At 62.8% G+C, this 24,991-nt stretch carries 25 protein-coding genes and 1 pseudogene; 9 read left to right on the plus strand and 17 right to left on the minus strand.

Annotated features, from left to right (window positions below):
- Positions 1 to 86: 86 nt before the first annotated feature.
- Entirely contained in the window at positions 87 to 1,385 is a 1,299-nt protein-coding gene (locus ACP8LP_RS10110) for an adenylosuccinate synthase (RefSeq protein WP_051128949.1), read from the minus strand.
- 164 nt (positions 1,386 to 1,549) lie between these two features.
- Entirely contained in the window at positions 1,550 to 2,521 is a 972-nt protein-coding gene (locus ACP8LP_RS10115; protein WP_171048624.1) for a GNAT family N-acetyltransferase, read from the minus strand.
- 70 nt (positions 2,522 to 2,591) lie between these two features.
- On the opposite strand from ACP8LP_RS10115, the gene ACP8LP_RS10120 reads away from it, so the two are divergent.
- Positions 2,592 to 3,326, plus strand: coding sequence for a FadR/GntR family transcriptional regulator (locus ACP8LP_RS10120; protein ID WP_334353297.1), 735 nt, complete (start codon positions 2,592 to 2,594; stop codon positions 3,324 to 3,326).
- Positions 3,327 to 3,397: 71 nt separating this feature from the next.
- Here ACP8LP_RS10120 and ACP8LP_RS10125 read toward each other — a convergent pair whose 3' ends face one another.
- The 5 genes from ACP8LP_RS10125 to ACP8LP_RS10145 form a co-directional block, all read right to left on the minus strand.
- Positions 3,398 to 4,087: an N-acetylmannosamine-6-phosphate 2-epimerase gene (locus ACP8LP_RS10125; RefSeq protein ID WP_484483136.1), complete on the minus strand. Its 690-nt coding sequence runs from the start codon at positions 4,085 to 4,087 to the stop codon at positions 3,398 to 3,400.
- A gap of 40 nt (positions 4,088 to 4,127) precedes the next feature.
- Entirely contained in the window at positions 4,128 to 5,093 is a 966-nt protein-coding gene (locus ACP8LP_RS10130) for a dihydrodipicolinate synthase family protein (protein ID WP_334353300.1), read from the minus strand.
- Positions 5,090 to 5,992, minus strand: coding sequence for a DUF4862 family protein (locus tag ACP8LP_RS10135; protein ID WP_334353301.1), 903 nt, complete (start codon positions 5,990 to 5,992; stop codon positions 5,090 to 5,092). The genes ACP8LP_RS10130 and ACP8LP_RS10135 overlap by 4 nt, the downstream gene beginning before the upstream one ends.
- 14 nt (positions 5,993 to 6,006) lie before the next feature.
- A complete protein-coding gene (locus tag ACP8LP_RS10140) occupies positions 6,007 to 7,611 on the minus strand; it encodes an MFS transporter (protein ID WP_016666198.1) in 1,605 nt (534 codons plus the stop codon).
- Between the two features lie 126 nt (positions 7,612 to 7,737).
- Positions 7,738 to 8,268: a DUF3151 family protein gene (locus tag ACP8LP_RS10145; RefSeq protein ID WP_016666199.1), complete on the minus strand. Its 531-nt coding sequence runs from the start codon at positions 8,266 to 8,268 to the stop codon at positions 7,738 to 7,740.
- 100 nt (positions 8,269 to 8,368) lie between these two features.
- On the opposite strand from ACP8LP_RS10145, the gene ACP8LP_RS10150 reads away from it, so the two are divergent.
- From ACP8LP_RS10150 to ACP8LP_RS10165, 4 genes and pseudogenes are all read left to right on the plus strand, one after another.
- Positions 8,369 to 8,545, plus strand: coding sequence for a DUF8730 family Cys-rich protein (locus tag ACP8LP_RS10150; RefSeq protein ID WP_016666200.1), 177 nt, complete (start codon positions 8,369 to 8,371; stop codon positions 8,543 to 8,545).
- 120 nt (positions 8,546 to 8,665) lie between these two features.
- Positions 8,666 to 10,528 (plus strand): translational GTPase TypA, encoded by a 1,863-nt coding sequence (typA, locus tag ACP8LP_RS10155; protein WP_484483137.1) that lies wholly within the window; start codon positions 8,666 to 8,668, stop codon positions 10,526 to 10,528.
- Positions 10,529 to 11,091: 563 nt separating this feature from the next.
- Positions 11,092 to 11,142: pseudogene (locus tag ACP8LP_RS10160) on the plus strand (hypothetical protein); the annotation flags it as partial.
- Between the two features lie 888 nt (positions 11,143 to 12,030).
- On the plus strand, positions 12,031 to 12,384 hold the full coding sequence (locus ACP8LP_RS10165; protein ID WP_036976266.1) for a L,D-transpeptidase: 354 nt from the start codon (positions 12,031 to 12,033) through the stop codon (positions 12,382 to 12,384).
- Between the two features lie 188 nt (positions 12,385 to 12,572).
- On the opposite strand, the gene ACP8LP_RS10170 is transcribed toward ACP8LP_RS10165, so the two are convergent.
- The 4 genes from ACP8LP_RS10170 to ACP8LP_RS10185 are packed head-to-tail and all read right to left on the minus strand — an operon-like array spanning position 12,573 to position 16,303.
- Positions 12,573 to 12,935, minus strand: coding sequence for a biotin/lipoyl-containing protein (locus tag ACP8LP_RS10170; RefSeq protein ID WP_484483138.1), 363 nt, complete (start codon positions 12,933 to 12,935; stop codon positions 12,573 to 12,575).
- Between the two features lie 15 nt (positions 12,936 to 12,950).
- Entirely contained in the window at positions 12,951 to 13,193 is a 243-nt protein-coding gene (locus ACP8LP_RS10175) for a hypothetical protein (protein ID WP_252923449.1), read from the minus strand.
- Between the two features lie 26 nt (positions 13,194 to 13,219).
- The gene (locus ACP8LP_RS10180) at positions 13,220 to 14,794 is read right to left on the minus strand and encodes an acyl-CoA carboxylase subunit beta (protein WP_252923450.1); all 1,575 of its coding nucleotides are present in this window, start codon (positions 14,792 to 14,794) and stop codon (positions 13,220 to 13,222) included.
- A gap of 15 nt (positions 14,795 to 14,809) precedes the next feature.
- Positions 14,810 to 16,303: a methylmalonyl-CoA carboxytransferase subunit 5S gene (locus tag ACP8LP_RS10185; protein ID WP_063279340.1), complete on the minus strand. Its 1,494-nt coding sequence runs from the start codon at positions 16,301 to 16,303 to the stop codon at positions 14,810 to 14,812.
- Positions 16,304 to 16,434: 131 nt separating this feature from the next.
- On the opposite strand from ACP8LP_RS10185, the gene ACP8LP_RS10190 reads away from it, so the two are divergent.
- From ACP8LP_RS10190 to ACP8LP_RS10200, 3 genes are all read left to right on the plus strand, one after another.
- The gene (locus tag ACP8LP_RS10190) at positions 16,435 to 17,322 is read left to right on the plus strand and encodes a sulfurtransferase (protein WP_484483139.1); all 888 of its coding nucleotides are present in this window, start codon (positions 16,435 to 16,437) and stop codon (positions 17,320 to 17,322) included.
- A gap of 206 nt (positions 17,323 to 17,528) precedes the next feature.
- A complete protein-coding gene (locus ACP8LP_RS10195; RefSeq protein ID WP_334338407.1) occupies positions 17,529 to 18,722 on the plus strand; it encodes an amidase domain-containing protein in 1,194 nt (397 codons plus the stop codon).
- A 64-nt stretch (positions 18,723 to 18,786) separates the two neighbouring features.
- Positions 18,787 to 19,218 (plus strand): hypothetical protein, encoded by a 432-nt coding sequence (locus ACP8LP_RS10200; RefSeq protein ID WP_334338418.1) that lies wholly within the window; start codon positions 18,787 to 18,789, stop codon positions 19,216 to 19,218.
- 59 nt (positions 19,219 to 19,277) lie between these two features.
- Here the strand turns inward: ACP8LP_RS10200 and fbaA are convergent, their stop codons facing one another.
- The 3 genes from fbaA to ACP8LP_RS10215 all read right to left on the minus strand — a co-directional run bounded on the left by fbaA (position 19,278) and on the right by ACP8LP_RS10215 (position 21,633).
- The gene (gene fbaA / locus ACP8LP_RS10205; RefSeq protein ID WP_065673526.1) at positions 19,278 to 20,303 is read right to left on the minus strand and encodes a class II fructose-bisphosphate aldolase; all 1,026 of its coding nucleotides are present in this window, start codon (positions 20,301 to 20,303) and stop codon (positions 19,278 to 19,280) included.
- A gap of 110 nt (positions 20,304 to 20,413) precedes the next feature.
- On the minus strand, positions 20,414 to 20,896 hold the full coding sequence (locus ACP8LP_RS10210) for a hypothetical protein (RefSeq protein ID WP_063279970.1): 483 nt from the start codon (positions 20,894 to 20,896) through the stop codon (positions 20,414 to 20,416).
- A 140-nt stretch (positions 20,897 to 21,036) separates the two neighbouring features.
- Positions 21,037 to 21,633, minus strand: coding sequence for a TrmH family RNA methyltransferase (locus ACP8LP_RS10215; protein WP_334338419.1), 597 nt, complete (start codon positions 21,631 to 21,633; stop codon positions 21,037 to 21,039).
- 112 nt (positions 21,634 to 21,745) lie between these two features.
- On the opposite strand from ACP8LP_RS10215, the gene ACP8LP_RS10220 reads away from it, so the two are divergent.
- Positions 21,746 to 22,474, plus strand: a complete 729-nt coding sequence (locus ACP8LP_RS10220; RefSeq protein WP_334338409.1) for a DedA family protein — start codon at positions 21,746 to 21,748, stop codon at positions 22,472 to 22,474.
- 61 nt (positions 22,475 to 22,535) lie between these two features.
- On the opposite strand, the gene ACP8LP_RS10225 is transcribed toward ACP8LP_RS10220, so the two are convergent.
- The 3 genes from ACP8LP_RS10225 to ACP8LP_RS10235 all read right to left on the minus strand — a co-directional run bounded on the left by ACP8LP_RS10225 (position 22,536) and on the right by ACP8LP_RS10235 (position 24,985).
- A complete protein-coding gene (locus ACP8LP_RS10225; protein WP_174266651.1) occupies positions 22,536 to 23,030 on the minus strand; it encodes a hypothetical protein in 495 nt (164 codons plus the stop codon).
- A gap of 111 nt (positions 23,031 to 23,141) precedes the next feature.
- The gene (locus ACP8LP_RS10230) at positions 23,142 to 23,945 is read right to left on the minus strand and encodes a spermidine synthase (RefSeq protein ID WP_004809260.1); all 804 of its coding nucleotides are present in this window, start codon (positions 23,943 to 23,945) and stop codon (positions 23,142 to 23,144) included.
- Positions 23,942 to 24,985: a glycine betaine ABC transporter substrate-binding protein gene (locus tag ACP8LP_RS10235; RefSeq protein ID WP_016666208.1), complete on the minus strand. Its 1,044-nt coding sequence runs from the start codon at positions 24,983 to 24,985 to the stop codon at positions 23,942 to 23,944. The genes ACP8LP_RS10230 and ACP8LP_RS10235 overlap by 4 nt, the downstream gene beginning before the upstream one ends.
- Positions 24,986 to 24,991: the final 6 nt, after the last annotated feature.

Raw genomic sequence — 24,991 nt, forward strand, 5'->3', positions numbered from 1 at the left:
CCTCAAGAGTAGAGGGTGGTTCCGACCGTTTCCCGATCGGCCTTGTTCCTCCCCGGCACCGGAGTGGAACACCGCATCGTCAGCTCTCAGTCGATGAGGTCGTTGAGCATGATGGACTGGTCACGACCGGCACCAACACCGATACCGGAGATCCGCGTACCGACGAGCTCCTCGAGACGACGCACGTAGGCCTGGCAGTTGCGCGGCAGATCCTCGAAAGAACGGGCCTTCGAGATGTCCTCGTTCCAGCCATCCATGAACTCGTAGACCGGCTTTGCGTGATGCAGGTCGGACTGGGTGACGGGCATGACGTCGGTGCGCTCGCCCTCGACCTCGTAGGCCACACAGACCGGGATGCGATCCCAGCCGGACAGCACGTCAAGCTTGGTGAGGAACAGGTCCGTCACCGAGTTGATCATGACAGCCTGCTGCACCAGCGGGGCGTCGAACCAACCACAGCGACGCGGACGCTTCGTCGTCACGCCGTATTCGCCGCCCTCACTGCGCAGGCGCTCGCCGTCCTCGTCAAACAGCTCGGTCGGGAACGGCCCCTCACCAACGCGGGTGGTGTAGGCCTTGGCGATGCCGACGATGCGATCGATGCGCGTCGGCCCGACTCCCGAACCGGTGCAGGCGCCTGCAGCGATGGGGTTGGACGAAGTGACGTACGGGTAGGTGCCGAAGTCGACGTCGAGATGGTGGGCCTGGGCTCCCTCGAAAAGCACGACTTTGCCCTCGTCGAGACCCTTGTTGAGCACGCGCGCGACGTCAACGACATAAGGACGGATGCGCTCGGCATGAGCCAGCAGCCCGTCCGCAACGCGCTCCGGGTCGATGGAGCGCCGGTTGTAGATCTTCACCAAGATCTGGTTCTTCTGATCCAGGGAGCCCTCCACCTTCTGGCGCAGGATCGACTCGTCGAACAGATCCTGGACACGGATGCCCATGCGGTTGATCTTGTCGGAGTAGGCCGGCCCGATGCCACGTCCCGTGGTACCGATACGACGTTTTCCGAGGAAACGCTCGGTCACCTTGTCAAGGGTCTGGTGGTACGGGGTGATGAGGTGCGCGTTGGCGCTGATGAGCGGGTGAGGGATGTCCACACCACGGCTGCGCAGCGTGTCGATCTCATCAGCCAGCACGTCAAGGTTGAGGACGACACCGTTACCGAGGACCGCCGTGGAATTCGGGTTGAGGACACCGGACGGCAGCAGGTGCATGAAGAACTTCTCGGCACCGACGACGACGGTGTGTCCAGCGTTGTTGCCTCCCGAGTACCGCACGCAGTAGTCAACGCGCTCGGACATCTGGTCGGTGGCCTTGCCCTTGCCCTCGTCACCCCACTGGGTACCCATGACGACGATTCCAGGCATCTGTTCCTCCATTTCCTCGCACCGGTGTGCGGGTTGCCTCCGGTTGCAGGGGCACATGCCGCTCTGCAACCAGGCACACTTTACGTGGTCGCTACGACATCAACGGCGTCAGACCGGAGAGCGAAGGGGTTTCCTCCGCTCCACGTGGTCCTTCGTCGTCAATACGTCACGGTCGATCAGGCGACGGTCGCACCGCCCTCACCAATGGCCCCCTCGCCGGCATCGTCGCCGTCATCCGGCAGAACCGGGATCTCCAACAGATCGAGGCTTGCCCCCTCAAGAGGCAGACGCGACGCCAGCGGGCCGAAGTGCGGATCACCACGGTGTCCATCAAAGTTGACGCGCTTGTAACCAGCGTCCTCGGCCCAGCTGATGACCGACGACATCGCCGAGGCGACGGCAGCATCGCCTTCAGGCGTGTCGGCCTGCACGGTCTCTGCCACGACCGTCGGGTTCTCGTCGACGAAGACGAAGGCGACGGCTGCCGGCTGACCGTCGATGAGAGCGACCCGGGTGGCTCCCGCGTCGAGGTCCTCGAGCTCCTGCCGCAGCGCCTCATGAGCGGCCTCGCTGTCATCAACCGGCGACCATGACTCGTGCATCCACACGTAGATCTGTTCCCAGAGCGTCTCGAGCACACCAGGGGCCAGGGTTGCGCCCGAGATGGCACCGCCCGGGCCGACACTGACCTCTGCGAGGGATTCAATGGCCCGGCCGAAGTGACGACGCGGCAACTCGAATGGCGGACAGGAAGCGTAGACCTCACCGCCCAGGGAAAGGATGAAATTCTCGGCGTCCGAGCCGACAATGGCCTTGGTGGCCAGGGGCCGCTTCACCCGCTGCTGAATCTGGCGCACCAGGCGGGTGCCGATACGACGCCCACGGGAATCAGGATGGATCTCCACATCAATGAAACGACGGGTACGATGCACCACTGCGAGCCAGGAAACCGCGTACCCGACGATGCGGTCCTCGTAGAGGGCGACCCGGGCGACGACGTCGGGACGATCAATGCGATCGATCAGCGACCCTGGTTCCCCGAAGGTGATCACCTTGACGTCTTCAGGCCGCATGTCGCGGAAAACAACGTGCTCACTCATGTCGCGCTCCTGACTCTGGCGACGCCCTTGACGTCGCTGTGTCCCCATTCTTTCGCCTTTTGCGAGCCCGCGTCGACCAGAGGGGATTATCCGGCGCCAAGATCATGCAGGTCATGACATGATTAGCGGCATGTCAGACCCGAAGGATGTCGTCCACCTGGCCGATAACCTCAACCCTGCGGCGCAGCGGATGTTTGAGTGGATTCTCTCCTCGGACCTGACCCCCGGAGATCCCATTCCGATCGAGCAGGATTTGGCGACTCAGTTCGGTATGGCGCGCGGCACTGTTCGTGAGGCGGTGCGGGAATTGCGGGCGCTGGGAATCCTCGAGGTCCGACGTGGCTTGGGCACCTACCTGTCGACAGCCTCCGCGTCGACGATTCGTCCGGGGCTCGTGTATCGCGGCGTCAAGCAGGTCAGCGCCGACACCGCCGGGAACAGGGACCTCACGGGGTTGCGAGAGATGGTGGAGGTCCGCGCATTGCTGGAGTGTTCGTTGGCAGCCGAGGTGACCGGCTCCATCAGCGCAGCGACCGGTCGTGAACTGCACGCTCTGGCAGCACGCATGGACGACCCCAGGGACTCCGCGTCGGCAGATCGCCAATTCCACCGGATGCTCTACGCCGGTGTGGACAATCAGCTGGCTCGCGAGCTCATTGACGTGTTCTGGGACTCCCTCAACCTTGCCGATCTGCGACTGCCGCCAACCAACGCTGTCAAGGCCAATCGTGACGCTCACGACCGCATCGCGGATTGCGTCGTCGGCAACGATCCTGAGGTCAGCCGTGACGCCATGTGGCATCACTTCGATGCCATCCGGGAGCGGCTTGCCGGAGCGACCACCCAGCGGTAACACCCACGCACCGCCTTGTCTGGCGCGTGACGAGGGGGCCTGCCTACTGGCAAGCCCCCTGTGATGGCCCACTACTTCAGAGCGTCGCGGAACCATCCCGTGATCGAGGTCGGGTGGGTGATCGCGGTTCCCACCACGACGGCGTGGGCACCCACATCCATCGCGCGACGCGCCTGCTCAGGGGTATGAATGCGTCCCTCGGCAATCAATGGGCGACTGCCGTCAAGCTCCTTGACGAGAGTCTCGATGACCTCGTAATCAGGACCATCCGTCTTGGGACGTTCACCGGTGTAGCCACACAGCGTCGTGCCGATGAGGTCGGCCCCCGCCTCGGCCGCCGCGAAACCGTCGTCAACCGATCCACAGTCAGCCATGACGACGACGTCGTACTCGTCCTTGAGACCTGCAATGGTCTGGGCGAGGCTCAGGCCGTCGGCGCGCTCCCGCCGGGTGCCGTCGAGGGCGACGATGTCGGCACCGGCAGCGGCCACGCAGCGCGCGTGACGAAGGGTCGGGGTGATGTAGATGCCCTCGTCGCCCTCCTTCCAGATGCCGACCACCGGGACGCTGACGCGCCCCTTGACTGCGGCGACGTCGGAGAGCCCCTGGGCTCGCACAGCGACCGCTCCCCCGAACTCGACAGCAGCGGCCATCTGCGCCATGGTCTCCGGGTGCCGGAGGGGTTCTCCTGGGTAGGCCTGGCACGAGACGACGAGGCCTCCCGCCATCGACGCAATGGTCCTGTCGGTGAATGCGCTCATGATCGAGTCCTCCTCGGATTGATACTTGTCCTGGCCATGATCACGCCAGCTGGCCGACTCGACGCAGCACTTCCGCGACCCTCTCGACATTCTCACCCATGAGGGTAGGCAGCGGCACGCACATGGTGTTGGTCTCGATCGTTCCCAACAGCTGCATGGCCGTCTTGAAGGCTCCCACACCAGCAGCCGGACCGACGACTCCCTGCGGGACGAACGCGATCTCCATGAGCTCGGTGGCCTTGTCCTGCTCGGTTCGGACCGTCTCCCAGTCGCCCTCACGATAGGCCTTGTACATCTTCACGTAGTTGGTCGCGTCGACGTTCGCCAAACCCGGGACGACACCGTCGGCACCGGACATGAAAGCTCCGTCGACGACGACCTCGTGGCCGGTGAACAGGGCCAGCGGAGAACCTGCGACGCGGTTGGCCAGGGCCAGACGGCGGAAGGAGACATCGTCGGCGGAGGAGTCCTTGCATCCAGCGATGACACCTTCACGACCCAGTTTGATCATGAGGTCGACGGGCACCTTGACGTGCACGCACACCGGGATGTCGTAGACGAAGAGCGGCAGTTCGGTGGCCTCGTGCAGGGCGCGGAAGTGATTCTCGATCTCGGTCGGGCCGGTGATCGCGTAGAACGGCGCGGTGGCGACGACGGCGTCGACCCCGATCTCCTCGGCCTGACGAATGTGACGAATGACGCGCAGGGTCTCGGTGTCGATGACCCCGGCGAGCAGGGGTACCCGTCCGTCGATGATCCGTTTGGCCTCTCCCAGGACCCGTCCGCGCATCTCGTCGTCGAAGAAGGCGACCTCGGAGGTGGAGCCGAGGACGAACAGGCCGTCAACCCCCTGCTCGATGAGGCGATTGATGAGCCTCTCGTAGGAGGCGACGTCGAGGTCACCGTCGGTCGTCAGCGGGGTGACGACGGGGGGAATGACTCCGTGGAACTTCGTGGTCATGGTGATGTCCTTCATGGTGTTCGAAATTGTTGTGGTGAGTGTCATGCCGACGCCATGGCGTCATGGATGGAGGTGATCATGGCCAGTCGCTGCTCGACGGTGGCGTCGGCAGGGGTCTGGACCTTGATGCCCTGGTAGGACTGCACCCCTCGGGCGGCGGTCATGAAGGAGTCGATGAGATCAGTCGTCAACAGGCTGGTCGGCTCGTCGTCTCGGAGAGGAAGATGCGCGTCTCCCCAGACCGGGCCGTACTGGGTGGCTTCCGGTCCAGCGCCGGAAACCATCGCTCCACCGAGCAGGTCGGCATCGGCAAGGCGGGCAGCCTGACGGGCCGGCAGATCTGGATCATGGGACTCAACCACGCTGCGTCCCCAGTTGATCGTCACATGGACGTCACTGCCAGACACGGCTGCGATCTCGTCATCGAGGCTGAGGAATTCCTTCTCCCCCGGGCCAACTCCGCCCGAAGCATCGCAGTGCTCAATGACGGGAGTGAGCTCGGCATCGGCGAAGAGGCTGGAAAGCTCCGCCAGGGAAGCCTTGAGTGCGGTTGGCTCGGCGTGGTTGCTGGGTGCCGAATGGAGCTCGACGAAGCGGACAACCGGGTGGCCGACCATCTCGTGGAGGGAACGCACATCGTCGACCAAACCAGCGATCCACGTCATTGCTCGCTGACGACCCTCCTCATCGGATGAGGCGAGCCCGAAGTGAGGATCGTTGGCCAAGTGCCCCATCGTCCCGGGAATAGCCGTGACGACGCACTGGGTGAACCGGCCGCGCAGCTGGTCTGCCAGCCAGCGCGGATCGGCGTCGACGCCATCACGATACGGGATCTCGATCCCGTCGACCCAGCCGGTCTCGCCGAGCTCCCGGTAAAAATCTTCGCGATTGGTCATGGTACGCGGCATCGCAGCGTACGCGCCCACGATCGTTGGAATGCTCATGGCATGACTCCATATCAGGATGCCACGACGGCATCGGGGTTGTTGGATGCGGCGAACTCCTCGTCCACGTGATCCATCCGGTCAGCGGAACGGACATGATCAGGGCGGAACAACTTCTGCATCTGGTACGGGAAGTTGACGGCAATCAGGATGATGATCACTGCGGTGAAGGCGAAGGACAGGATGAACAGCGTCCATCCCAGACCCCAGCTGGACGGCAGAGCGCCACCGATGCCAGTCGCCGGATCACCCGCCAGCGCGATGCCGAGAACCGGGGCAATGGCACCGCCGAGGGCACCCACGTTGTACGAGAAGCCCAGACCAGCGGCGCGCTTCTCAACCGGGAAGTAGTTGGAGATGAACTTCGGCAGCAACCCGGAGATGCCCTGTCCGAACATCTGCTGGACGAAGATAAAGACACCCAGCAGGACGACCCACACCGTCGAGGAGTGCACCATGTCACGGCTGATGAGGAAGACCGGCAGCACAAGGAACTCCGAGATGAGCAAAGACGTCCAGTAGGCCTTCCGGGTACCGAACTTGTCACCGATGAACCCCGCCATGATGCAGCCAGCAGCGGCGCCGAAAGAGGTTGCGGTCACGAGGTTCGACGCAGTGTCACTGCCCAGCCCCAGAGTCTGACGGTAATAGGTCGGCAGCAGGGCCTGCAGCGGCCACGAGTAGAGGAAGGCGACGAACACCGTGATCATCACTGCGACGCCGGTCGGCCACCGCGGCCCCTCGAACTGCACCATGAAGCTCACCATGACGGCTGTAACAACGATCCACAGGAGGGCCAGGACAAACCCCGGAACTCCACTCTTAAACAGGTAGATCACGATGAGACATCCGAAGGCGACCAGAGCCAGCACGATGTTGATGACGCTGCGCTTCAGGTTACGGGCGAAGAGCATCGTGAACATGTCCGTCTTCTCGACGACTTCACCAGCCGCAGCTCGGGCAGCCTGTTCCTCCCGCATCTTCGCGAAGTCGGCGGCCTCCGGCAGAGCACGCCGCAGCCACAGCGCCAACGCGATCGGAATGATTCCCAGTGCGAAGAGGATTCGCCAGGTGTATGGCTCCGCTGATGTGCCCCGTGTGAGGTGTTCGATCAGGGCATACACCTGAGCCGTCACACCAGCACCGACCGAGAACCCGGAGATGAGGAATCCTGAAGCCTTGTTGCGCAGGCGGACAGGCCACGACTCAATGACATACGTGGCGGAGGATCCGTACTCGCCAGCCATGCCCATGCCGATACAGACACGGGCGACGAAGATGACCCAGAAGGCCGGGGCGATGGCACAGACGACCGATCCGCCCGCGTACAGCAGGATCGATATGACCATGGCCTCCTTGCGACCCAATCGGTCACCGATGGCTCCCAGCAGCAAACCACCGAACCACCGAGCGATGAAGGCAGCCGAAACCAATGTGGCCGTCGCTGCCGCGCCGACATTGAAGGTGCGCCCAATTTCAGTGAGGACCAGAGTGATCATGACGAAGTCGAATCCGTCCAGCAGATATCCGATCCATGCTGCCCAGAAAGACTTCCACTGCGTGCCGGTCAGCTCATCACGCCATGACTTCTTGGCCGCCGTGGCCTCGACGTTGCTCATACGCCCATCTCCATTGATTGGTCGGGATAGCCCCGTGCGTTACATTGGACATCGGATGTCCTACATCAAGGATGAATGCGGCAGATCACAATGTCAATCTCATGAGCTCACCTTGACGGCGAAAGGTCACTCCTGGTGATCGTTCTCCTGATCACCGTCGGACTCATCCTCGCTGACCTCGACGTCAACAGCGCCATCGGTGGGCACCTCGTCGCCACGCAGCGCTCGCCAGGCCTCATCGCTCAACTCGCGCAGCAAGGTGTCGGCGTCATCGGACTCGTCACCAAATCCCAGCCTCTCAGCCGCCATCGCGAGGGCATGGAGACAGCGGAACACCCCCTGGTTCGGGAGGTAGCCCCAGTCGACAGCGCCCTCGCCGTCCCAGCCCGCATCTCTCAGCTGCTCCAGGCCGAGATCACGCCCGGTACGTGCATAGGCATAGGCCGCGACATCGGCAGCATCGGTACCGCACAGCAGGGACCCCTCAGCCAGCAGAGCCCAACACAACGTCGAGGACGGATGTTCCTTGACGACCGACATGAACTCACCGCGTCCCCGCTTGGCAAGTTTGCGGATGGCCGGGTCGGGCGGCAAGTGGACGCCGTGGTCCTGTTCCTCGATCTCTGTGGTCGGATCGGTGTTCTGCTCCTCAGCCATACTCCCAAGCCTAGGGCGAAACGCGCCGAGGCGCTCGCTCGGGCCGTCTGCAAGGGCATGTGACATAAACTTGTTCCAGCCAAATGAAAGGATCACCACCATGTGCCGACCCATCAGATGTGACGTCTGTGGCAAGACGACGTGGGCCGGATGTGGCCAACACATCGACCAGGTCAAGGCACAGGTGCCACCTTCTCAGTGGTGCGACGGCAATCACACTGCCGCCGAGAAGTCAACACACCAGCCACTGCGTCGGCGCTTCGAAATGCGGCGCTGATTCGCTCATTCGTAGCTCAACCCTGCACTGACCTACACTTCACGGTGGTGCGTTTTCGCCCGCCGAAGTCCCGCGGCCTCGTCGCGGTGTCCACATCCTCGATCTGAACCGGAGTTCTGCATGCCCGTACGCAAGGATCTGCGCAACATCGCCATCGTGGCCCACGTTGACCACGGAAAGACCACGTTGGTCGACGCGATGCTGTGGCAGTCGGGAGCCTTCCGTGAGGGCGCCGAGGTCGAGAAGCGCGTCATGGACTCGATGGACCTCGAGCGCGAGAAGGGCATCACCATTCTCGCCAAGAACACCGCCGTCAAGCACGTCATGAGCGACGGCGAGGAGATCACCCTCAACATCATCGACACCCCTGGACACGCTGACTTCGGCGGCGAGGTCGAGCGTGGCCTCGAGATGGTCGACGGCGTCATCCTCCTCGTCGACGCCTCCGAGGGCCCCCTCCCCCAGACCCGCTTCGTGCTGCGCAAGGCCCTGGCCAAGAAGCTTCCGCTCATCCTCGTGCTCAACAAGGTCGATCGCCCCGACGCCCGCATCGACGAGGTCGTCGAGGAAACCTACGACCTGTTCATGGATCTTTCCGACGACGACGATGTCTCCCTGCTCGACGTCCCGGTCGTCTACGCCTCCGCAAAGGCCGGACGTGCCTGCCTCAGCAAGCCCGCCGACGGAGAGATGCCGGACTCCCCCGACCTGCAGCCTCTGTTCGACTGCATCCTCGAGAACATCCCGGCTCCCACCTACGAGGAGGACGGGGTGCTGCGCGCCCACGTCACCAATCTCGACGCGTCCCCCTACCTCGGACGTCTGGCCCTGTGCCGCGTCGCATCCGGTGAGATCTCCAAGGGACAGACGGTGGCCTGGTGCAAGCGTGACGGCTCGGTCCAGAACGTCAAGCTCTCCGAGCTGCTCATGACCGAGGCCCTTGAGCGCGTCCCCGCCGAGAAGGCCGGCCCGGGCGACATCGTCGCCATCGCGGGCATCCCCGACATCACCATCGGTGAGACCCTCTCCGACCCCGACAACCCGGACCCGCTGCCCCTCATCCACGTTGACGAGCCGTCAATGTCGATGACGATCGGTATCAACACCTCTCCGCTGTCGGGTCGGTCCGGTGACAAGCTCACCGCGCGTCTCCTCAAGGCCCGCCTCGACCAGGAACTCATCGGCAACGTCTCCATCAAGGTGGCCGACACCGACCGACCGGACATGTGGGAGGTGCAGGGCCGCGGCGAGTTGCAGCTGGCCATCCTCGTCGAGCAGATGCGTCGTGAGGGATTCGAGCTCACCGTCGGCAAGCCCCAGGTCGTCACCAAGGCCATCGACGGCAAGCTGCACGAGCCCTTCGAGCGCGTCACCATCGACGCCCCCGAGGAGTTCATGGGCGCCGTCACCCAGATGATGGGCCTGCGCAAGGGCCAGATGGTGCACATGGTCAACCACGGCTCCGGCTGGGTGCGCATGGAGTTCGTCGTCCCGGCCCGCGGTCTCATCGGCTTCCGCACCGAGTTTCTGACCCAGACCCGCGGTCAGGGCATCATGAACCAGGTCTTCGAGGACTACCAGCCCTGGGTGGGCGAGTTGCGCACCCGTCAGAGCGGCTCGATGGTGGCCGACCGTCAGGGGGTCGTCACCTCCTATGCCCTGTTCAACCTGCAGGAGCGCGGCACGATGTTCGTCGCCCCCGGTGACGACACCTACGAGGGCATGGTCGTCGGCGAGAACTCCCGCCCCGACGACATGGACGTCAACCCCACCAAGGAGAAGCACCTCACCAACGTACGGTCCTCGACCGGTGATGAGCTGGAACGCCTCATCCCGGCCACCAGGCTTTCCATGGAGCAGCAGCTCGAATTCTGCCGTGAGGACGAGTGCCTCGAGGTCACCCCGGACGTCGTCCGCATCCGAAAGACGGAGCTGAACGCCCACGAGCGCGCCAAGACCCGCACCCGCGCGAAGAACAGTTGACGAGCACCTGGCCACATGTCAATGGCGCCACGGTTCCTGCTGACTCGGATGCTGCGGCGCCATCCCAGGGCGATGATCCTGCCACAACTGCACCGGAGCTCACAGGAACCACGTCGGAGTCATTGCAGAAATGGCGTACCATCTTGTCGTCCACATCCCCGAAAGGTGTTTGATCCATGCACTCCGCTCGCGCTGCCGGCCTGGCAGCCACTCTGGCCATGTCCTTGCCCGTCGGGATCGTCGGTACTGCCAATGCGGAGCCCTCGACCCCGCCAACCACCACGGATTCCCCTTCGCGGCCTGCGTCCACCGTCAACGCTCCTGAGGCTCCCGCTGCCCCAGCGACGACCCCCGCCGTTGTGGAGGGTTCCTCCGCCCCGGAGACCGCCCCCGCGACAACTGAGCCGGATACTCCGAGCCTTCCGGCCACCCCCAAGGTTTCCACCGAGTCGATTCCCTCGGCGAAGAACTCCGCGGCCACGAATCCGACCAAGATCGAGGAAACCGCCTGGATCTACGTCGCCACCGATCTGCGTACCGGAGCCGGCACGCAGTTCCGTTCCATGGGCAGGATCTCGGCGACCACCCGGGTCGTCATCCATGGCGAGGAGCGCAACGGCTGGGCCCCAATCCGCCACGGCGACACCAATGCCTGGATCCCCACCAGCGCTCTCACCACCGACCAGCCGCGAGCCCTGTGGACCTACATCTCCACCGACCTGCGCACCGGCGCATCGTCCAGCTTCCGCTCCATGGGACGGACGCGGGCTGCAAAGAAGATCGTCATCCGTGGCCCCGAGCGCAACGGCTGGGCCCCAGTTCTCTACGAGGGCAGCCAGGCATGGGTTCCCACCAACACCATGACGACGACCTACCCGCAGACCATGTGGGTGTACCTCTCCTCCGACCTTCGCACCGGTGCCTCCAGCTCCTTCCGCTCCATGGGACGCACGGCTTCCACCCATGCCCTCATCCGTCGTGGTCCGAACTACAACGGCTGGGCCCCGGTGCTGTACAGGAACACTCAGGGTTGGGTTCCTGCCAGCACGGTGACAACCTGGCATCCCCAGACTCAGTGGATCTACGTCGAGACCGAGCTACGCACTGGCGCCTCGACCTCCTTCCGTTCCATGGGACGTACCCATGCCACGACCGCCATGGTTCGCCGCGGCCCCAACCGCAACGGCTGGGCCCCGGTCTTCTACCAGGGCAAGCAGGGCTGGCTGCCGGGCAACACCGTCACCTCCACCCGTCCGCAAACCTTCTGGGTGAAGAAGGACCAGACGATGCGAACCGGCGCCTCGAACTCCTTCCGCTCGATGGGCACCGCCTACCAGGGCACCCGCGTCGTCCGTCGCGGTCCGAACCACAACGGCTGGATGCCGGTCGTCTTCAACTCCATGCAGAGCTGGATCCCGGTCTCTGCGGTGTCTTCCAAACCCGTCTCGGCACCGGTGAGTCTCCCGATCAACAACTCCGGTGCTCGTCTTGACCGTCGCTGCATGACGGGAACCGTCATCTGCGCCTCGAAGAACCAGCGCAAGCTGTGGATGGTGCAGAACGGGCGCATCCTCATCACCTTGGACGCTCGTTACGGTCGTCCCAGCATGCCCACCCAGGAAGGCGTCAACACGATCTACTGGAAGGACAAGAACCACTTCTCGACCTCCTACGGATCCCCGATGCCATACTCAATGTTCTTCTACAAGGGCCAAGCCATCCACTACTCGTCGGGATTTGCCCGCGACGGCTGGAACGGTAGCTCGCATGGCTGCATCAACATCCGCAACATGTCGGGTCTGAAGTGGCTGTGGGATCACACCCCGACCGGACGCAAGATCATCGTCTTCAAGTGATCTGAATCACGTCCGGCCCGCCTCTTCAGGGGGCGGGCCGTTTCTCGTCACGGCCTGCAGCCATCGTTCTTGCGGGCGACGCGACTGGTGACGAACGGCCTCACGAGCTCAGTCGCAGGACACCCGTGGCACATGGCAGTGGCGCCGCACCCGAAGATGCGGCGCCACTGCGGTCTGCGTGCCGGGGATCAGCCCAGAGCCACCAGGCCCTGACCACCCTGGACGGCGTCACCAACAGCCACCAGAATGCCCTTGACGGTTCCATCCGCCGGGGCGCTGATCTCGGTCTCCATCTTCATGGCCTCGAGGGTCAGGAGCACCTGACCAGCCTTGACGGCATCACCCTCGGCCACGAGGATCTTGGCAACAGTGCCAGCGAGCGGAGCGGGAACTTCGCCCTCGCCGGCCTTGCCAGCGCCGCCACTGGACGACTTCATCGGGCCACCGGAGCCGCCTCCGAAGAGGATCGGCGCCATCGGCGCATTAGGGGTCTTGTCAACGTCAACGTCAACGTCGTAAGCGACGCCATTGACGGTCACCTTGAGTTTCATGTCAGTTTCTCCAGGTCAACGAATCGAATGGTTCTGCTGAGCCCTGCGTCCCTGACGGACCCAGGTCTCACTCGGGGCAAAACGGACAGCCTGAACCTTGCCGTCGTTGCCCAGGTAAGCCGACACGGCGGCGGAAATAACGGCGAGCACGTCCTCAGGAACGTCCTTGCTGGTCTTCGTCAGCCGGGAAACCTCGGCCTCCAGCGCCGCGAGTCGCTTGTTCAGCGTCTCGATGACGAGTTCATTATTCTCACTCATCTTGTCCTCCCATCAGCCTTCTTCACTCAGCACGGCATGACGCCGTGCTTCTTGGCCGGACGGGACTGACGCTTGGTGGCGTAAATCTCCAGTGCGGCGGTGATCTTGCGACGAGTGTCAGCGGGATCGATCACATCATCAACCTGTCCACGGGCGGCAGCCACGTAAGGCGTGTTGAAGGCGTTGCGGTACTCCTCGATCTTGGCGGCACGCGTGGACGCGGGATCCTCAGATTCCTTGATCTGGCGACGGAAGATGACGTTGGCAGCGCCATCGGCACCCATCACCGCGATCTCCGCGCTCGGCCAGGCGTAGACGGCGTCGGCACCCAGGTCACGGTTACACATGGCCAGGTAGGAGCCGCCGTACGCCTTGCGCAGCACCACGGTGATCTTCGGGACGGTGGCCTCGGAGTAGGCGTAGAGCATCTTCGCGCCGTGGCGAATGATGCCGCCGTACTCCTGCTGGACACCGGGCAGGAAGCCAGGAACGTCAACCAACTGCACCAACGGGATGTTGAACGAGTCGCAGAAGGTGATGAACTCGGCGGCCTTGTCGGAGGCGTTGATGTCGAGGCAGCCCGACATGACCTTCGGCTGGTTGGCCACGATGCCGACGGTGCGACCGTTGACACGAGCGAAGGCGGTGACGATGTTGGTCGCCCAGCCAGCCTTGACCTCCAGGTAGTCGCCCCAGTCGACGATCTTGGCAATGACGTCGCGGACGTCGTAGCCCTTCTTTCCATCCAGCGGGACGATGTCGCGCAGCTCAGGCTGCGGGGAGACGTCGTTGTTGGGGTTGGAGATCTGGGCGTCCTCGGTGTTGTTCTGCGGCAGGAAGCTCAGCAGCTTCTGCGCGATGAGCACCGCGGCGTCGTCGTCCTCGGCCACGAAGTGGATGTTGCCCGAGGTGGACATGTGCGCGTCGGCACCACCCAGGTCATCAGCGGTGACCTCCTCGCCAGTGACCGACTTGATGACTCCGGGGCCCGTGATGAACATGTGGGCCTTCTTCGTCATGATGATGAAGTCGGTGAGAGCCGGGGAGTAGGAGGCGCCACCGGCGCAGGGGCCAGCGATGATGGCGATCTGCGGCACGACGCCCGACAGCTTGACGTTCGCGTAGAACATCTTGCCGTAGCCGGACAGCGAGTCAATGCCCTCCTGGATTCGGGCACCGCCCGAGTCGTAGAAGAACAGGAACGGGGTGCCGGTCAGCAGGGACTGCTCCATCGTCTCGACGACCTTGGTCGACTGGGTCTCACCAGCGGAACCACCCATGACGGTGAAGTCCTGGGAGGCGACGTGCACCGGGCGACCGTGAATGGTCGCGCGACCGGTGACGACACCGTCGGCGGGAACCTCGGCCTTGTCCATGCCGAAGAGGGTGGTGCGGTGCTTGCGGAACGCACCCACCTCGTCGAAGGAGTAGGCGTCGACGAGGTTGTCGATGCGCTCGCGGGCAGTTTGCTTGCCCTTATCACGCTGCTTCTCGAGTCGAGCCTCGCCGCCTCCGAGCTCCACATTGTGGCGCTCGTCGGCAAGCTGCTCGATTCGGCCGGCCATGGTGTCGGCCAGCTTGATTGGTTTCTTCTCAGCCATGGTTGGCGATCATCCTCACGCAGGCTCGACGGTCACCTGGTGGCTGTTGCCACCGACCGTCACGTTGTAGTTGACCGGTCCGGCGATGCCGGCAGCGCCGGTGCCTTCCTTCTCGGCCTTCAGCTGTGCCTCGGTCATCGCGACGCTCTTCGGGCCCTCCGGACGCTCCTTGAGGAACTTCGGGGCGACTCCCGGGAACAGGGCGTTAGTGAGAACGTCCTCGTCGGTGCCGTCGAAGCCCTCGAGGCCCTTGGCCTGCTCAACCAGCTCATCCCACTCGGGCTCGAGCAGGTCGGCGGGACGGCAGTCGATCGGCTCCTTGCCGGTCTGCTTCTTGGCCATCTCGACGATGTCGGGGTTGAGCTCACCAATCGGCTTGCCGTAGTAGCCGAGCATCAGGTCGGCGAACTCGGCGGTGAGGTTCTTGTACTCGCCATTGCCCATGAGAACGTTGAACACGGCCTGGGTTCCGACGATCTGGGAGGACGGGGTGACCAGCGGCGGGTAACCGGCATCCTTGCGGACGCGCGGCACCTCCTTCATGACCTCGTCCATGCGGTCGCCAGCGCCCTGCGCCTCGAGCTGGGACTCCATGTTGGAGAGCATTCCGCCCGGGATCTGGGACTGGAAGATGTTGGTGTTGACCAGCGTCTTCGACTCGAACTTCTTGTACTTCGGACGAACCTTCTTGAAGTGGTCACGGATCTTGAGGAGGCGATCCATGTCGAGGTCAGTGGTGTACTCGGTGCCCTCGAGCATCTCGACGAGGGACTCGGTCGGGTTGTGGCCCGGACCGAGCGACATCGAGGAGATGGCGGTGTCGACGACGTCGACCCCAGCCTCGATGGCCTTCTGCAGGGTGACCAGGGTGACACCCGTGGTGGAATGGCAGTGCAGGTTGATCTGCACGTCGGGGTGGTTCTCCTTGATGCCCTTGATGATGTCGAAGGCGGGCTGCGGCTTGAGGAGGGCCGCCATGTCCTTGAAGGCGATCGAATCGGCACCCATGTCGATCAGGCGATCGGCCTGCTTGATGAAGCTCTCCGGGGTGTGAATCGGGGAGGTGGTGTAGCAGATGGTGCCCTGAGCATGCTTGCCGGTCTTCTTGACGGCAGACATGGCGTGCTCGAGGTTACGCGGGTCGTTCAGTGCGTCGAAGACACGGAACACGTCCATGCCGTTCTCGGCCGACTTCTCGACGAACTTGTCGACGACCTCATCGTTGTAGTGACGGTAGCCCAGGAGGTTCTGGCCACGCAGCAGCATCTGCAGCCGGGAGTTCGGCAGCAGTTTGCGGAAGGTGCGCAGACGCTCCCACGGGTCTTCGTTGAGGAATCGGATGCAGGAATCGAAGGTAGCTCCACCCCAGCACTCAACGGACCAGAAGCCTGCCGCATCAATGTCGGCACAGGCATCGACCATGTCCTCCATGGCCATGCGGGTGGCAAGCAGGCTCTGATGCGCGTCGCGGAGCACGAGCTCGGTAACGCCAATCTTTCGCGGACTCATGGCTCCATGATTCCACTTGCCGAGAGCGTTTGGGACAGGTGGGCCCCTTTTTCACACTTGAACCGTGTTCAACTGATCAATTGCCCGTTGAGGATATCTCTGGGTGGAATCGTCGGTGACATGATGCAACTATGGCTGAGACCTTGTGCCCCACTCCCATGGTCCATCCGCAGGCCCTCATGGAACTACTCGAGAGCTCTGACGCCGCCCGCATCGTCATCGTCGATGTGTCCCCTTGCCGCCCTGGCGTGCCGCATGTCCCTGGAGCCCTTCCCTTCGATCTCGACGGCCCCATGAGCGACCAGTCGACCGGACTTCCCCACACGATGCCATCGGTGCCCCAGTTCCAGGCACGACTGCGCGAGCTGGGCGTCAATAATGACTCCCACGTCGTCGTCACCGAGGACGAGTTCCTCTTCGCCTCCACCCGCCCGTGGTGGATGATGCACGCCTGCGGCTTCGACAATGTGTCGATCCTGGAAGGTGGAAATGCCGGCTGGGTGGCCGCTGGCGGACGCCTGACGACCGAGATCACCCCGACCCCCAAACCCGGGAACGTCAGCCTGACTGCCGTCCCCGGCGCCATCGTCGACCAGGAGGAGGTACTACGCATCATCGCCGCCTCGGATGACCCGAACTCTCCTCGCATCGTCGATGCCCGCTCCGCCGAGCGGTTTGCGGGAACGGTCGCGGAGCCCCGCGTCGGGCTGCGTGCCGGTCACATGCCGACGGCAACGAACTTGCCTTACACCCAAGTCATCGACGACGGCCGGATTCGCCCCGTCGAGGACTTGCAACAGCTAGTCAACGATGCCGCGGGCGATCGTCCCATCGTCGCGACGTGCGGCTCCGGTGGACAGCTTGCGTCATCGCGCTGGCCGCAACCCTGGCCGGACGCAAGGACGTCGGCATCTATGACGGCTCGTGGAGCGAGTGGGCGCGGCCCGGAGACACCCCGGTCGTCACCGAGGAGTGAGTCACCGCCACGGTCGCTTCGAGCACCGCCCTCATTGAGATGACGGCTCAACAGCAACCACACCGCGCGGAGCGCCACACACTGACGTGCGCCACCCGACGTCTCATCAGGCTGGAACGTGTGATCGCACCCCCAAATCCTCATATCAATAGCATCGCGCAGCACCCGGTACTCAGCGCATGTTAATCTCTTCTTACATACTACCAAGATCCATCATGGGGATACACTTCGAGCCCAGAAGAAGACACCGTGGCCATCCACAGAAGAACCTTCCTCGCCCTAGCGGCAGCCACCTCAATAGCTACCACTCATGCCGTCAACGCCGACGCTAGCCCCGTTCCCCACACACCCCCGGGGGAACCACTCACGGGCCCATCCGACTATGCCGAGGCCATCACCGAAGCGATGCGCGAAATTACGCGCAGCTCGTTCGGCAAGACGAATGATACCTCAGCCATTCGAGGGTGCGTAAAAGCTATCGATCGTCTCGCCAGAGATGTGCCACTCGGAACTGAGGCAAGACAGTCACTTAACGACTATGCATCCATCCAAACATCGATTGGCACTGAGGCACCGGATGTTCTGGGACAATTCCTAGGACGCAACGAAGTCGTTCTTACAGGAAGCCAGGATGCTTCCACCCACCAAGGTCGTTTCCAAATAGTCACACTCACCCTCCGGTACGCCATCGACGGCAATCACACCTGGGTCGAGACTATTCCCGTCATCCTGGCGCTCCAGGGACCCCAGATCCAAAACATCATCATCCCCTCATCCGATGACGTCGGCACATTGCCAGAGCCTCTTCGCCAAGCGATCCTTGCACCACAAAAAGATATTCACCGCGGCGAACTCCCCGATCCAGCACCGTCAACTGCCGAACTATACGAGATGGAGGCGCGAACCAATCCGGAGCTAAACGAAAGATCAGCCGGAAAATCAGGCCGTTTCAAAGCAGCCGCATACGCCAACAAATACTGGTCGCACTACAACGGCGCCTATCGCCGCTTTGATGGCGCCGGACGGGGAGGCGACTGCACGAACTTCGTCTCTCAATGCATGGAGGCATCTGGTTGGGGATACACAGGGAACCTAGCATGGAAGAATACAGACAGATCGTGGTTCTACCTCAAATGGCCTCACTACACCTCAGCATCATGGGTCAACGTCGGAAAATTCCGATCATTCGCGTTAGCGAATAAACGCACTAGGCTTGCATCGCACTACTACGATATGTGGCACGGAAACGTCGTCCAATACGGATACAATGGTGCGTGGTATCATAGCATGATCGTCACAGGAAGAAGCGGAAAACAGCCGCTCCTGACCTATCACAGCACCAACACCCACAACATACCATTTTTTGCGCTTCAAAAGAGAGTTAATTCAACTGGGAAAAAGAACCACCTGGGACGGACAATATGGGCACTTCACTTGACATGAATTCAGCTACTGACCGGAGAGATCAATGAACATCAAAGCTGTTCTAACGTATCTGATATGTGCTATCATGTCCGCTGCCGCCGGGATTGGAGGCACACTTCTGGTGCAGCATCACGATGACGAACTTCAGCCAAGTGATGTCGCCATAGCGGCCTACTTCGCCGAGGCCATATCAACCCCTGACGCTATTGACAACGGCCGCGTTCAGAACCTCGTCGCACCCAATACCGGCTGGGATGGTCATTCCAGGAAAGCCGAAGAGTGGGGCCAAGCCATTTTCAAGGCCTACCACGATGACAACGCCGGGCCAAACGAAGGAATCCTTATTTCCGAGGGGCCTCTTCCAACACGATCAGCGGACATCTATTCACGTTCGACAGCAGAACCAATCATGACCGTCATCATGACCTCCGTTGATGGAAAGTGGCTCGTCGACTGGAACGCAACAGTGCGGGCCAACGACACTCCACCTCCACCACTGCCATCGCACCGATGACCGCAAGAATCCCGGCCAATCCTCACCATAGGACTGGCCGGGATTCTGCACAGGCATACTCAGGCGTTGACCGAGGTGCCCTTCGAGCCAAGACGCTCACAGGCCTCGATGACGCGGGCAGCCATGCCAGCCTCGGCCTTCTTGCCCCACGAGCGCGGGTCGTACATCTTCTTGTTGCCGACCTCACCGTCGATCTTCAGCATGCCGCTGTAGTTGGAGAACATGTGATCGACAACCGGGCGGGAGAAGGCATACTGGGTGTCGGTGTCCACGTTCATCTTGATGACGCCGTAGGACACCGCGTCAGCGATCTCCTGAGCGGTGGAGCCGGAGCCACCGTGGAAGACGAGGTCGAACGGCTTGTCCTTGCCGTACTTCTTGCCGCACTCGTCCTGGATCTCCTTGAGGATCTCCGGACGCAGCTTGACGAAGCCGGGCTTGTAGGCGCCGTGGACGTTGCCGAAGGTGAGGGCGGTGATGTAGCGGCCCTTCTCCCCCAGGCCGAGGACCTCGAGGGTACGCATGCCGTCGGCGACGGTGGTGTACAATTTCTCGTTGATCTCACCGGTGACGCCGTCCTCCTCGCCACCAACAGCGCCGACCTCGATCTCGAGGATCAGCTTGGCCTTCGAGGTGCGAGAGAGCAGCTCCTCGGCGATCTGCAGGTTCTCCTCGACCTCGATGGCCGAGCCATCCCACATGTGGGAGTTGAACAGCGGGTCCTGACCCTTGTCGACGCGCTCCTGCGAGATGGCGATGAGCGGGTTGACGTACTTGTCCAGCTTCTCCTTCTGGCAGTGGTCAGTGTGCAGGGCCACGTTGATCGGGTAGTTCTTGGCGACGACGTGGGCGTACTCGGCGAGAGCAACCGCGCCGGTCACCATGTCCTTGACCTTCTGACCCGACAGGTACTCAGCACCACCGGTGGAGATCTGGATGATGCCGTCGGAGCCAGCCTCGGTGAAACCCTGGAGGGCGGCGTTGAGCGTCTGGGAGGAGGTCACGTTGATGGCCGGGTAGGCGAAGCCCTTCTCCTTCGCGCGATCGATCATCTCGCCGTAGACCTCGGGTGTTGCGATGGGCATATTGCGCCTTCCTGTATGAACTCGCGATGACGAGAGTTCATTCTTCCGCATCCACCCGGATGATGTCAGTCCGGGACTCCAGCACGCTCAAAGGTGCTGCGCAACGCACATCAGTCGGCGGTGTCAACCCCTGCCTGCTCGACGCACACCCGGCCGCCCGACGCTGTTGAGACTGCGGCGTCGATGTCTGTTGGCGGACAATCCAGCCAGGACAGCGGGACTTCCCACTGACGGCCATCGTCAGCATGGACGACGAGCCCGGGGCCCGACCCGATGGACGACCCACCCACCTTGATGGACGCCATGCCCTTCCAGCTGATCTCGTCCATGGTCGGTGCGGCGAAGTCCTCCTCCCCGGTGCGCAGTATCCGTCGCACGCTCAAACCGTCGGAGTCGACGATGAGGGCTGGCCCTTCCCCGACGTCAAGGAGATCCTTGCGCGCGGCATGCAGGCGCAGATTCTGAATGACGAAGAGCACCAGGAACAGCACCACCCAGGCACCGAACATCCACATCACGGTGGACAGTTCAAAGGCGTCAGCCGTCAACGCCCACAGCAGGCCACCGATGATGACGACGACGAGGGCTTGCACGGCAAGACGGAATCTCGTCGCGTGATGGTGGGCAACCCGGGAGGCACTCGGCACTGGATTGAACGCCACCACCAGTCGTCCTGGGTCCTCGGCGGGTTGTGTGCTCATGGCACGAGCCTAGGGGGTCGCGGTTTCCCTGTTCAGTCGGTGGGTGGGTTTGGGGCCTCGCACCACTGGGTCGTCCAGGCGTACATGGCGATCGCGGCAGCGGCTCCGGCATTCATCGAACGAGTTGACCCGTACTGGGTGATGGCCACCAACTGGTCGCAGCCTGCGACGACCTCGTCGGTCAGTCCAGAGCCTTCGGAGCCGAAGAGCAGGCAACAGTCCTGCGGGAGTCTTGCCGTTTCCAGCGGCACCGATCCGGGCAGGTTGTCCACGCCGACAGGGGTGATGCCGTGCTCGTCAAGCCACTCCAGGAAGGTGGGGACGTCCGGGTGGTGATAGACGTGCAAGTACCGATCGGTCACCATCGCACCGCGTCGGTTCCAGCGTCGTCGTCCCAGAATGTGCACAGCCGCGACGTTGAAGGCGTTTGCGGTGCGCACCACGGAACCGATGTTGAAGTCGTGCTCCCAGTTCTGGATGGCCACGTGCAACCGGGACCGTCGGGTGTCGAGGTCAGCGACGATGGCTTCCATCGTCCAGTATCGATAACGATCGATAACATTGCGTCGATCCCCCGATGCCAACAGTTCCCGATCGAGTCTTGGGTCGTCAGGCCACGGTTCGGGCATCGGCCCGACACCTACGACTGTGGTCGTCTTCTGACCGGGAATCTGCAGTGAGGGGGCCTCTGCGAGGCCGCCATCGGTCGGGGCACACACGAACCAAAGATAGTCTTGGCCCATGCCGACTCTCCTCATGACCCTCCCTGCCCTGCTCACCCCCGCCTGGATGGACCCACAGGCCATCATCCAGGGCGCCGGTGCTGCAGCCCTGTGGATCGTCGCGCTGATCGTCTTCGTGGAATGCGGCCTGGCCGTGTTCTTCATGCCCGGAGACTCTCTGCTTTTCGCCCTCGGAATGTTTGCTGCCGTGGGCGTCAACTCCTCCGTCCCACTGGTCCATTACGGGCCCCCGGCAACGACCCTCGTCGTCGTCAACCTCGGCCTCATCATCTGCGCCATTTCCGGAAACATCTGCGGTTACTGGATCGGCTACGTGGTGGGCCCCAAGCTCTTCCGGGAGCGAGAGGGGTTCATGGGCAAAGTGTTCTCGCCCAAGCACGTCGACACCACCCACGACTTCTTCCGCAAACACGGGTCGGTGGCCCTCATCCTTGCCCGATTCGTGCCGATCGTCCGTACTTTCGTCACGATGATCGCCGGCGTGGGCCGGATGAACTTCCGCAAATTCATCACCTACACCGCCATCGGCGGCGTCCTCTGGGTGCTCATCGCCGTGCAGGCCGGTTACTTCCTGGGACAGATCCCCGTCATCCGCAACAACTTCGAGGCGGCTCTGCTCCTCATCATCGTGGTATCGGTGCTGCCGATGCTCTTCGAGTGGCTCAAGGCCCGCCGCAAGGGCCAGGCCAGCCGACCTCAGTCGGCGGAACGTTCCCGCGTCGAGTGACGCTCGGCTCACAATGTGACGCGGGGCTGGCCAGCATCATGCTGACCAGCCCCTCTCGCGCTCATCGAACTCGTCTGCCACCCACCGCGGTCTGCCATGGCTGGCCCTGCCCTGGTTCGAGCCACCCTTCCTCCGGCGGGTTGGCAATGACCTTGTCACGTTCCGCGACGGCCTTGATCCACGCGTTGACGGGACCACTCCAGACCGTCGCCAGCACGGCAGCCACCGTCATGACTCCGATGACGTCAAAACCTCTCATGAACTCGTTGCCTCGCGAGAGTCTCCACATCCACACCAAGGACAGCACGGTGAACAGATAACGGTCGATGGCATGGCCACGACCCATAGTCACAGTCAGAACACAACCCGCCAGGGGGATGAGCAGGTACTGCACCCAACCTCCCGAATCCATGCCCAGGGCGAACGACGTCAGGACCGGACCAAGTGTCGTCTGACTCTCGCTGCGCCCGGCTGCCCACATGCCACAGACGACGAGGGCCCACAACACCGAGAAGCCGATGACGATGACCCGTGCCACGACGATGGCTGATGGCATGTCTGGCAACGAGGGCACATGGCCGTACTTAGGCTTGCTGTCAGGGGCGGAATTGGCCATGCCGCCATCATGTCACCCGAAACCGACGCGGGGGAGAGCCGTCCGGGTGTCTCAGGAGAAGAAGGTCGCCCCTCGGGGTGGCCCTGGAGAGGGCTCGACGTCGTCGTCACGGAACGGTGCGGCGTCTGCGAGAAGCTTCGTCAGGGCTTCCCCGCTGATGAGCCGGAAGGGGAAGGCGGCCCCGCTGCAACGTCGCACCAGTTCCTGCTCGTGCAGCGGTCCGTTCGAGCCCGCCAGGATGATGTTGCCGTAGCGACGTCCCTTGAGGGTCGACGACTCTGCGGCCAGACAGACATTGGAGAACACGTCGCCAGCGGCCCTGACGACCCTCTTAGTCCAGGTCAGAGGGGCCGAGTCGGCCAGGTTCGCCACGACGATGCCGTCAGCGTGCAGGATGCGCAGGACGTCGGTGAAGAACTCGACGGTGACCAGGTCAGCGGGCACTCTCGCACCGTCAAAGGCATCAAGGATGACGACGTCAGCGAAGTCCTCGCGCATGGCGGCGATCCCAGAGCGTCCGTCGACGGGCCGCACCTTGATCCCGGAACGAGGCGGAAGCGGGGCCTTGAGCCGCACTTCCTCGGTGAGCTCGGTATCCGGCTCACAGACGATCTGCGGGCTCGTCGGACGGGTGAACGCCACGTACCGTGCCAGACACATTCCCGCCCCACCGACGTGAATGACGCGCATCCTCTCCCCCGCTGGACGGTGGACGTCAAGGTGATCAGCGATACGTCCCATGTAGTCGAACTCGAGCCGAGTGGGATCGTCAGGGTCGATCCATGACTGATCAGCCCCACCGACGCGGACGATCCACGCTCCTGGGGTGTCCCGATCCGGGACGAGACAGCTCACCGATCCCCCAGTCTTCCGGCCTGCCAGTCATCCACCCAGTCGGTGTTGTTCTTCATCCATGCCGCGATGGCGGTGCCCTGTTGTCCGCCCCTGTCCGTGGTCTCGACCATGAGGTGTTCCAAGCTGGACAGGTGAGCGTCATCGATCGCGAGGTTTCGGACGAGCTGGGCGGCCTTGGGATGGTCCTTCTCGAACCCGGGTCGACCGAAACTGTAGATGAGCTCGGCGTTGGAGATGGCGTTCTTGGGATCGTCGAGATCGCGCACCGGATAGGCGTCGTAGGCCCAGTGCGGTCGCCACAGCGTCACGGCGACGTCGTTACCAGCCTTGGTGGCCTTCTTGAGTTGGGCCAGCATGGCCGGGGTCGAGGAGGTCTTGAGGGTGATGTTCGACAGCCCGTACATCGGCAGCGTCTGGTTCGCAATGGTCTTGGTCATCTCGGCTCCCGGCTCGATGCTGTAGATGACGTTGCCGTAGGAGTTGCCCATCGTCTTCAGATCGGCGATCGAGTGCGCTGGCGAGTTCTTGTTGACGGCGATCGTGAGTTTCGCGTTGTCGTACCAGCATCCAAGGTTCTCCAGCTTCGGGCCGTACTTGCGGATGTATCCGGCCTGGGTCACCGGCAGCCAGGAATCGGTGATGAGGTCGATGCCCCCACCGGCAGTGGCCTGGTATCCGACGCCGGCATCAAATCCCTTGATGGTGACGGTGTAGCCGTCCTTCTCGAGCACCTGCTTGATGAGGCCGGAGGTCGCCCAGGACTCATCCCAGCCGTTGAAGGCCCCGATCGTCAGATGAGTGTTCGTGTCGGGCTTCATCGAGGCGATGTCCGCCGAACGTGATCCGGGCGCGCAATGGGTCCACTTCTGGTCCGGGGTTGCACCGGAGTGGGCCTCAGGGGTGCCCTCACCGCCTGAGGACCGCGATCCGTTGGTGGCATCCTCACTGTTGTTGTAGACACCGGCTGTGCCGGAGCATCCTGCGGCGCCCAGCCCGATGAGAGCAGCCAAGAGCGCCCCGGCCATCATCCTGTGCGACATTATTCT

Source organism: Cutibacterium sp. LaCa_89 (assembly GCF_058177555.1).